This is a genomic window from Campylobacter concisus (assembly GCF_902460575.1).
Lineage (GTDB): Bacteria > Campylobacterota > Campylobacteria > Campylobacterales > Campylobacteraceae > Campylobacter_A > Campylobacter_A concisus_AW.
Window position 1 is genome coordinate 21303 of the sequence record NZ_CABPUY010000008.1, and the last position, 2605, is coordinate 23907.

At 34.0% G+C, this 2605-nt stretch carries 2 protein-coding genes and 1 pseudogene; all 3 read right to left on the reverse strand.

Features of this window, described 5'->3' with window-relative positions; translation table 11 throughout:
• On the reverse strand, positions 1-620 hold a 620-nt coding region (locus F3G76_RS10645; RefSeq protein ID WP_188116586.1), incomplete at its 3' end, for a hypothetical protein.
• Between the two features lie 64 nt (positions 621-684).
• The gene (locus F3G76_RS10320) at positions 685-1947 is read right to left on the reverse strand and encodes a thioredoxin reductase (protein WP_223227469.1); all 1263 of its coding nucleotides are present in this window, start codon (positions 1945-1947) and stop codon (positions 685-687) included.
• A gap of 96 nt (positions 1948-2043) precedes the next feature.
• Positions 2044-2605 (reverse strand): annotated as a pseudogene (locus F3G76_RS10650) (hypothetical protein); the annotation flags it as partial.

A 2605-nucleotide genomic window follows, 5' to 3' on the forward strand; every position in this document is an offset into this window, starting at 1 on the left:
TTTATCATTTTTTTTGAATAGCTTTTAGTCATTATAAAGTAAGCCACACTAAGAGATAGTGCTTCTATGAAAGAGTAGCGCTTTGGGAGGGTTTGTATTATACGTTGCATTTGTGATTGGTATTCATCTGCGGTTGATGAGCCATTTTTTATATCATCTATAAGTTGGCTTGAGATATTGCTATTGTTATATGCTTCAGCCTCTCTTCTGTTTAAGGTGTTTTCATTTACCTTGTCAAACACTGCTTTAAAAGAGAGAGTTACCTTTTTCATATACTCTTCTTCACTTTTTTTGATCTTTTCCATATCATTTGGCTGCTTAGCATAAGCATTTACGTGAGAGAAATTTGTCTTAAATAACTCTTCGTATTTGGTGTAGTTATCAAGATAGTTGGTGTCATCTTGATAGGCGATCTCTTTAAATTCTTCCCTCTTTTGCTCTATGTTGTCTATATATTTTTTATCTATCCTTGCAAATGGGGATAAATTTAAAACAAGAGTTGATCTATTGTTTTCTTTATTGATGTTTATGCTGTACTGGCTGTAATCCTTAATAGGACTTAGGGTTTTTATGTCGGTAAATTTTTGTTTTACTAGGTTGGATTTGTTTGATGTTTGCATTGTGGTAGCCTATTATGAAATGGGGTTTGGCTCCAAGTGGAGCCATAGATATTAAATTTATTCTCTAATCCTTTATATTATGCTCTTTAGCATAGCTTAATATCTTTTGCCTAAGATCTTCTGGAAAGCTATCTCTATACATCACTGGTGTTAGAGGGTTTAGCTTTTTATCTAATTTACCAGCCTCATATAGTCTTGTTAGCTCTTCTGGTGTGTTGTAGTATGGAGCATTTGGATATCCCTCTGGTGGGGTTAGGGACATTATTTTAGCTTCTAGGAGGGTGGAGTCGATGTAAAGAGAAACGGCTCTATCGTCCCAAGTGCCAGGAAAGCCTCCATTAAAGTCTTGACCGCTTCCATCGATATTGTCTTTAACGTATTTTGTAAATTCTTCCCTTGTAGTCTCATTTGCATCTAAATCTCTAGGGTCTAGCAATTTTCCTTCGTCTTCTACTAATTTTCTTAAATGAGTATGCATTGAACCATTTGGCTCAGCTACGGTTAAATTTCTATTAAAATCCATCACGAAATAGCTACCTACTATCTCATCAAGATAAGGTATCATTCCATATTCATCTAGTGGAGGATTTTTAGCTAGTTTTCTAAATTCTTCAGCCATTTGTAAATTTTTGTTTAGACCTATATCATAAGTAGTGTATTCAAATAAGTCGCCTAAAAATTTTAAAGCCTTTACTACTCCTAGCTGGGCTGCTAGAAAAATTCTTTGATAATCCCTTGCTTTAAATCCTGCTTCATTTCCATTTGCAAATCCCATAGGGTTTCCAAGTATTCCAGCACAAATTCCCCACTCTGCCGAAAACAGCATTGATTTTAATGTGCCTTTATGAGCATTTACTTCATCATAAATTTCAGCATACTCTGGCTTTGTTAGTTTGCCACTACTATCTACTCTACCTATGGCGTCTTCTGGGATATCTATCATGGTGCATTTTAGATTACTTCTTTTTACTAGATAGATATATCTATCTCTCTTATCTTTTAAACTTTCATAGTAAGCTTTTTCTGATTTAGTCCAAGGTGAAATTTTAGTTGAGCTTGGTTTATAGCTAATGTCTAGCCATGGTTTAAATGATAGATAGTCTGTTTGACCTAATGAATTTGGTTTAGGGTTATAGTATAAGGGTTTATAATTTTTATATGGAGATGAGTCTAAGATGGAGCGGGCTTGTAGGAGCATTTGGGATTTTTCTTCCAAGCGTGCCGTATTATTTTTTGCATTTTTGGAAGCTATTAAATTTGTTTTTTTATCAAATTCTATCTTGTCTCCATTTGGAGCTATAACCGTATATGTATTAGTGTTATCCATTAGATTTCCTTTATTTATTGTTTTTTCTTTGTTTACTACCGCTACTACTGCAACTGCTAAGATAGCTAAAGTTATAAATATTATCTTCTTCATATCTCATCCTATATATAGACCATCTTCCATTACTATGGTGGTAGCTAGACGACCTACTAGACGAGGGGGGATTGTACGATCACTAAATTTTCCATTTTTGGAGTCATTTTCCTTACACCCCACATATATACCCTTTATGTTATTGTTACCTATAATATCAAGAGCTTCTACTAGATATCTTGATAGGTTAGAGTGGCTATTTTTATCACTAGTGTTAAAAATACCTTTTTTAAATACATTAACTATCTCAACCGCATCTTGATAGGCATCTATGGCATAAGACAAACCACCCCTATCTTGACTATTACCTTTTCTATAAGCGTCATACACCTCTTTCTCCTCTTTAACATCCAAATTTAGCTCCCTTATCTCTACATCAGATTCAGTGTATCTACTTCTAGCATAGTTAAAATACCTTGCATCTATCTCATTACCAGATCCTCTTAGCTCATCTAAGCATAGATAGGTACTAAGGTTATTTAGTGCTAGCTTAGAGGCTAGGTTAAAAGATAGTTTATTTTTCTTATGGTCTATGTCATAGTATATAAATGAGTTATAGTCTAGT